The organism is Pseudomonas sp. RL_105y_Pfl2_101 (genome assembly GCF_963970585.1).
In the GTDB taxonomy this organism is placed as follows: domain Bacteria; phylum Pseudomonadota; class Gammaproteobacteria; order Pseudomonadales; family Pseudomonadaceae; genus Aquipseudomonas.
Window position 1 is genome coordinate 146667 of record NZ_CAXAPG010000011.1, and the last position, 6886, is coordinate 153552.

The 6886-nt window shown below is 61.1% G+C and carries 4 protein-coding genes and 1 pseudogene; all 5 read left to right on the forward strand.

All coding sequences use genetic code 11. From position 1 onward, the window contains the following. Positions 1–16 precede the first annotated feature (16 nt). The 5 genes and pseudogenes from ahcY (at position 17) to AACY31_RS15085 (ending at position 6581) form a co-directional block, all read left to right on the forward strand. A complete protein-coding gene (ahcY, locus tag AACY31_RS15065) occupies positions 17–1426 on the forward strand; it encodes an adenosylhomocysteinase (RefSeq protein ID WP_339477502.1) in 1410 nt (469 codons plus the stop codon). Between the two features lie 183 nt (positions 1427–1609). Beyond that, on the forward strand, positions 1610–2455 hold the full coding sequence (gene metF / locus AACY31_RS15070) for a methylenetetrahydrofolate reductase [NAD(P)H] (protein WP_339477505.1): 846 nt from the start codon (positions 1610–1612) through the stop codon (positions 2453–2455). Positions 2456–2538: 83 nt separating this feature from the next. Beyond that, a complete protein-coding gene (locus tag AACY31_RS15075; protein ID WP_339477507.1) occupies positions 2539–3636 on the forward strand; it encodes a hypothetical protein in 1098 nt (365 codons plus the stop codon). Between the two features lie 33 nt (positions 3637–3669). Next, positions 3670–4451, forward strand: a pseudogene (locus tag AACY31_RS15080) (substrate-binding periplasmic protein). A 261-nt stretch (positions 4452–4712) separates the two neighbouring features. Continuing rightward, a complete protein-coding gene (locus AACY31_RS15085) occupies positions 4713–6581 on the forward strand; it encodes a DEAD/DEAH box helicase (RefSeq protein ID WP_339477509.1) in 1869 nt (622 codons plus the stop codon). Positions 6582–6886 lie beyond the last annotated feature (305 nt).

The window sequence follows — 6886 nt, forward strand, 5'->3', positions numbered from 1 at the left end:
CGAATGGAGACTCTTCATGAGCGCTGTTATCACGCCTGCCGATTTTACCGACTACAAAGTCGCCGACATGTCCCTGGCTGCCTGGGGCCGTCGCGAAATCATCATCGCCGAATCCGAAATGCCAGCCCTGATGGGCCTGCGCCGCAAGTACTCTGGCGAACAGCCATTGAAGGGCGCAAAAATCCTCGGCTGCATCCACATGACCATCCAGACCGCCGTGCTGATCGAAACCCTGGTTGCCCTGGGTGCCGAAGTGCGCTGGTCGTCCTGCAACATCTTCTCGACCCAGGACCAGGCCGCTGCCGCCATCGCCGCCGCCGGTATCCCGGTATTCGCCTGGAAAGGCGAGACCGAGCAAGAGTACGAGTGGTGCCTGGAGCAGACCATCCTCAAGGATGGCCAGCCGTGGGACACCAACATGATCCTCGACGACGGCGGCGACCTGACCGAGCTGCTGCACAAGAAGTACGCAACCGTGCTGGAAAACGTCCACGGTGTGACCGAGGAAACCACCACTGGCGTGCACCGCCTGCTGGACATGCTGGCCAAGGGCGAACTGAAGATCCCGGCCATCAACGTCAACGACTCGGTGACCAAGAGCAAGAACGACAACAAGTACGGCTGCCGTCATAGCCTCAACGACGCCATCAAGCGCGGCACCGACCACCTGTTGTCGGGCAAGCAGGCTCTGGTGATCGGCTACGGCGACGTGGGCAAGGGTTCGGCCCAGTCCCTGCGTCAGGAAGGCATGATCGTCAAGGTGTCCGAAGTCGACCCGATCTGCGCCATGCAGGCTTGCATGGACGGTTTCGAACTGGTTTCGCCGTTCATCGACGGGATCAACGACGGCACCGAAGCGAGCATCGACAAGGCGCTGCTGGGCAAGATCGACCTGATCGTGACCACCACCGGCAACGTCAATGTCTGCGACGCCAACATGCTCAAGGCCCTGAAAAAGCGCGCCGTGGTCTGCAACATCGGCCACTTCGACAATGAAATCGACACCGCTTTCATGCGCAAGAACTGGGCATGGGAAGAAGTGAAGCCGCAGGTCCACAAGGTGCACCGCACCGGCACTGGCAACTTCGACCCACAGAACGACGACTACCTGATCCTGCTGGCTGAAGGCCGCCTGGTTAACCTGGGTAACGCCACCGGCCACCCAAGCCGCATCATGGACGGCTCGTTCGCCAACCAGGTCCTGGCCCAGATATTCCTGTTCGGCCAGAAATACGCCGACCTGTCGCCGGCCCAGAAAGCCGAGCGCCTGACCGTGGAAGTACTGCCCAAGAAACTCGACGAAGAAGTGGCCCTGGAAATGGTCCGCGGTTTCGGCGGCGTGGTCACCCAACTGACCAAGCAACAGGCTGACTACATCGGCGTCGCCGTCGAAGGCCCGTTCAAGCCGCACGCTTACCGCTACTGATCGGCGCTGCTCCCCTGTGGGAGCGGGCTCTTTTGTGGGAGCGAGCTTGCTCGCGATGCAGACACCTCGATTCAGCTGTCAGACCGAGGCGATGCCAATCGCGAGCAAGCTCGCCCCCACACAAGCCCGCCTCTCAAGGCTTGTGCAGGCCTCTCCGGCTTACGAGTTTCCAAGGATATGACCATGTCCCAAGACCGTCGCTACAGCTTCGAGTTCTTCCCGACGAAGACCGATGCTGGGCATGAAAAACTGATCGCCACTGCCCGTCAGCTGGCCAGCTACAACCCCGACTTCTTCTCCTGCACCTACGGCGCCGGCGGTTCGACCCGTGACCGTACCCTGAACACCGTGTTGCAGCTCGAAAGCGAAGTCAAAATCTCGGCTGCCCCTCACCTGTCCTGCGTGGGCGACAGCAAGGACGACCTGCGCAATCTGCTGACCCAGTACAAGGCCGCAGGCATCAAGCGCGTCGTTGCCCTGCGTGGCGACCTGCCCTCGGGCATGGGCATGGCCAGCGGCGAGCTGCGCCACGCCAATGACCTGGTTGAGTTCATTCGCGAAGAAACTGGCGAGCACTTCCATATCGAAGTCGCGGCATACCCGGAAATGCACCCCCAGGCGCGCAATTTCGAAGACGACCTGCGCAACTTCGTCCGCAAGGCCAACGCTGGCGCCAACAGCGCGATCACCCAGTACTTCTTCAACGCCGACAGTTATTTCTACTTCGTCGAGCGCATACGCAAGTTGGGCGTCGACATTCCTGTGGTGCCGGGAATCATGCCGATCACCAACTACAGCAAGCTGGCGCGCTTCTCCGACGCGTGCGGTGCAGAAATCCCACGCTGGATCCGCAAGCAACTGGAAGCCTACGGCGACGACTCCTCCAGCATCCAAAGCTTTGGCGAGGAAGTTATCACGCAAATGTGTGAGCGTTTGTTACAAGGCGGAGCACCGGGGCTGCATTTCTATACCCTTAACCAGGCCGAACCCAGCCTCGCGGTATGGAACAACCTCAAGCTGCCGCGCTGAGTGACTTGATGCGGTGGTACGAAGAGGCCTTGGCGAAAACCAAGGCCTTTTTTTAAGCAAAGATATCCGGAGGATTGCAGTAGATGCCTAATGGTCACAGGTTAACGACCCCACAACTCATTTACCTGGTCTACGGGGCCGAAACCTATCACCAGGAAGCGTTGTTCAGCATCGCCAGCGCGTTGGCAGGCCTACGCAAGACGCCAGACGATGCATTGGATATCCAGGTGTTCACCGACAATCCCGTGCCGTATGAAGGATTGCCGGTGCGTGTGCGCCCGTTGGACAACGAGACCCGCAAGGCCTGGATCGAACCCCACGGTTATCACTTCCGTGCCAAGCATATGGTGATGCAGAAAGTCCTTGAAGAAGCCGAAGTGGCGTTGCTGATCGACACCGACACTTTTTTCCATTGCTCACCGCTCGAACTGTTTCGCCGCGTCCAGCCTGGCACATTGCTGTGCAATGCCTTCGGCCTGACCTATGGCGCCAACAAGGACGCCGGGCTTTACCTGACACTGGCCGACGCACTGCGCCAACGGCAGTTGGCAGACGATGACATGCCCTTGTTGAACTCGGGGGTCATCGGCCTCAACTGCGTCGATGCCTCAGTACTGGATCGCTCGATCGCCCTGATGGATGAGCTGTATCCATTGGCACAGGGCGCCTACACATTGGAAGAGTTCTGCCTTTCGGTGGCGGCCTATCGCTCGGTGCAGGTGCGCGAATGTCCGGACCTGATCCATCATTACTGGAGCCGCAAGCAACTATTCCGCGCCAAGATCAAAGCCTGGCTCGACAAACACCGAGCCGCACCGGTTTGCCAACTGGCCTTGGATGAAACCGGGCAAGTCACCGCCATCCTGCCCCGCCCACCGACCTTTCAGCGCCTGACCTACAAGTTCATCACCCTGGCGCTGCCCAGCCATAAACGCCAGTTCATGCGCGAGATTCTCTACGGCTGCTACCGCCACACCAACCAGTTCGATCAAGCCTGCGCCCCGGCCTGGTGGGAAAAGGCCTTGGAGAACGTCGAAGACCGCCGGAAGAAACCATTGCAAGACCATGAGCTCAAACGCTGGCTCAATCATCCACTGATTCGCCTGGTACTGGGTGAGCGCCGCGAAGCCATCTACGAGCACCTGATGCAGGCCACTAGGACGCAGTCCAGAGGGCTCTAGCTATTTGATGAGCTCTCGTCGTAACCTCAGACCATGCCCGTCATTGTCCAGCTGCTGACCGCCCTTCTTCTCTTGTGCCTGAGCATGGTTGCCCAGGCCGAGAAGTTGCGCATTGTCACCGAACCCTGGGCTCCGTATGTCTACGAAGAGAACGGCAAGATGCTAGGCCTGGACTACGAAACCACGGCCATTGTGTTCAAGCGCCTGGGCATCGACGTGGAATGGCAGTTCCTGCCGTGGAAGCGTTGCCTGGTGATGCTGGAGCAGGGGTTGGCAGACGGTGCGCTGGACATTTTCCACAGCAATGAGCGCGACAACCTGCTGCTCTACCCCAGCGAACCGCTGTCGGACGTCGAGTTCGTGATGTTCTATGCCAATGCCCGACCTCATCCGTTTCGCACCCTCGATGACTTGGGCGGCCTGACCATCGGCACATCACCCGGCTATCTCTACAGCCAGGCCTTCAGTGCGTCGACGCTGTTCACCCGGGAAACGGCGCCAACCCACGAAGCCAATTTCGGCAAATTGCAACTGGGACGCATCGACCTGCTGATCACCGACCGCAGGGTGGGCCGACATGTGCTTGAACAAATGCAGTTGGGCGACCAGATCACCGAAAACCCGATGGTCGTGAGCCGTCAGAGCCAATACCTGGCGGTGCGGCGCAACGCCGGGATGGATTTGCTGGTGCAGCGCTTCAGTGCCGAACTCAAACGATTCAAGCGCGAACCGGCCTATGCCGAACTGAGCGCCCGCTACGGCGCCGACCCGACGGCCAAGGTCACCTCGCCCGGCCAGGGTCAACGTTGAAATAAACCGTTGAGCAGCAGGAAAGCGGCGCACGGCGTTTGCTCTGTTATACTCCGGCCTTCCCGCCAGGCTCACGCCCGGACGCCCGGCCTTGCAAAAGGCATCCCGACACCGCTACAGCGCCGCCTACGGCCCGCGCGAGCCTTGTCCGGACCCGCCTTCGAGGCCCGGCAGGACCGGACGGGATGACGTCTTCTTGTTGAACGTCATTCGCGCCAGGCAAGACTATCCCATTGGGCCAGGCCCTCACTAAAACAGGATTACTCATGTCCTTTGCTTCCCTCGGTCTCTCCGAGGCTTTAGTCGGCGCCATCGAAGCCGCCGGCTATACCCAGCCTACCCCGGTGCAACAGCGGGCCATTCCCGCCGTGTTGCAAGGTCGCGACCTGATGGTCGCGGCGCAGACAGGTACTGGTAAAACCGGCGGTTTCGCCCTTCCGATCCTGGAGCGGTTGTTCCCCAACGGTCACCCAGACAAATCCCAGCGTCATGGCCCGCGCCAACCGCGCGTACTGGTCCTGACCCCAACCCGCGAACTGGCGGCCCAGGTCCACGAGAGCTTCAAGGTCTACGCTCGCGACCTGAAGTTCGTCAGCGCCTGCATTTTTGGCGGCGTGGGCATGAACCCCCAAGTCCAGGCCATGTCCCGTGGCGTCGATGTTCTGGTCGCCTGCCCCGGTCGCCTGCTGGACCTGGCCGGCCAGGGCAGCGTCGACTTGTCCCACGTGGAAATCCTCGTGCTGGACGAAGCCGACCGCATGCTCGACATGGGCTTTGTCCATGACGTGAAGAAAGTCCTCGCTCGACTGCCCGCCAAGCGTCAGAACCTGCTGTTTTCGGCGACGTTCTCCAAGGACATCACCGACCTGGCCGGCAAGCTGCTGCACAACCCGGAGCGCATCGAAGTCACGCCACCGAACACCACGGTCGAGCGCATCGAGCAACGCGTGTTCCGCCTGGCAGCCAGCCACAAGCGTGCCCTGCTGGCGCACCTGATTACCGCCGGTGCCTGGGAACAGGTCCTGGTGTTCACCCGCACCAAGCACGGCGCCAACCGCCTGGCCGAATACCTGGACAAGCACGGCCTGCCGGCTGTGGCAATCCACGGTAACAAGAGCCAGAACGCCCGCACCAAGGCCCTCGCCGACTTCAAGGCCGGCGAAGTGCGCATCCTGGTGGCCACCGACATCGCGGCCCGTGGCCTGGACATCGACCAGTTGCCTCACGTGGTCAACTTCGAACTGCCAAACGTCGATGAAGACTACGTGCACCGTATCGGTCGTACCGGCCGGGCCGGTCGTTCGGGCGAAGCGATCTCGCTGGTCGCACCGGACGAAGAAAAGCTGCTCAAAAGCATCGAGCGCATGACCAAGCAGAAAATTTCCGACGGCGACCTGATGGGCTTCGACGCCAGCACCATCGAGGCCGAGAAGCCTGAAGTGCGCGAACGTCCGGACGTGCGCAATCCGCGTAACGCCCGCGGCCCCCGCGGCGACGGGCCAAATGGCGGCGGTGGTGGCGGCGGCCGCAAAGACAAAGGCAAGGACAAGGGTAAGGAAAAATCGGCTAGCAACAACAATGCGCGCGGCGAACGCCCAGCCCGCGAGCAGAAGCCACGCGAAGGCACGCCAGCCCGTGAACAGCAGCGTCCAGCCCCACGCGCCGCAGCCGATCGTGCCCCGGACGAGTTCCTGGACGACGATATCGATAACTTCGGTAACCGCGTCGACTACGTGCCACAGCAGAAACCGGCCCAGGGTCGCGGTCGCCGTCCAGGTGCCCCGGCACAAGGCGCTGGTGCAGGTGCACCGCGTAGCGGCCAGCCACAAGGTCGCCAGAACGGTCCACGCAATAGCAATGGCTCGTCCACCGGCACGCCACCGGCCAAGCGCAGCGGCCCACGCAACGGCGCCCCGCGTGACGGCCAGGCCCGTCGCGACGACACCCGCCCGCGCCGTCCGGCCCGTGACGACCAGCCTCGTCAGGAACCCGCCGTGCAGAACCCGCGCAGCAACCAGCCGAAGATCATGCACAAGGAATCGAAAGCCGATCGCTTCCCGACGCCTGAACAGCTGGATCAACTGCCAAGCCGTCCACGGGGCGAAAAACCAGCGCTGCTGACCCGCAATCGCTGAGTTTTTCCAAGCCATACAAAATGCCCCAGGTCTCGCGACCTGGGGTATTTTTTTGGCCCAACACAATTCCAAATGTGGGAGCGAGCTTGCTCGCGATAGCGGTATATCAGTCAACATCGAAGTCGGCTGGCATGACGCCATCGCGAGCAAGCTCGCTTGTATGGTAGGACTTGAAGGAAGGAGGAGGGACAAAGCTCGATTCTGACTGTTAGCCGCAGTACAGACCGTGGGAGATTTCACCCCTCCTCCTTTCACCCAAGCGCCGATAAAGAATGCATCTGGCCTAGACCGACGATAGGAACAAG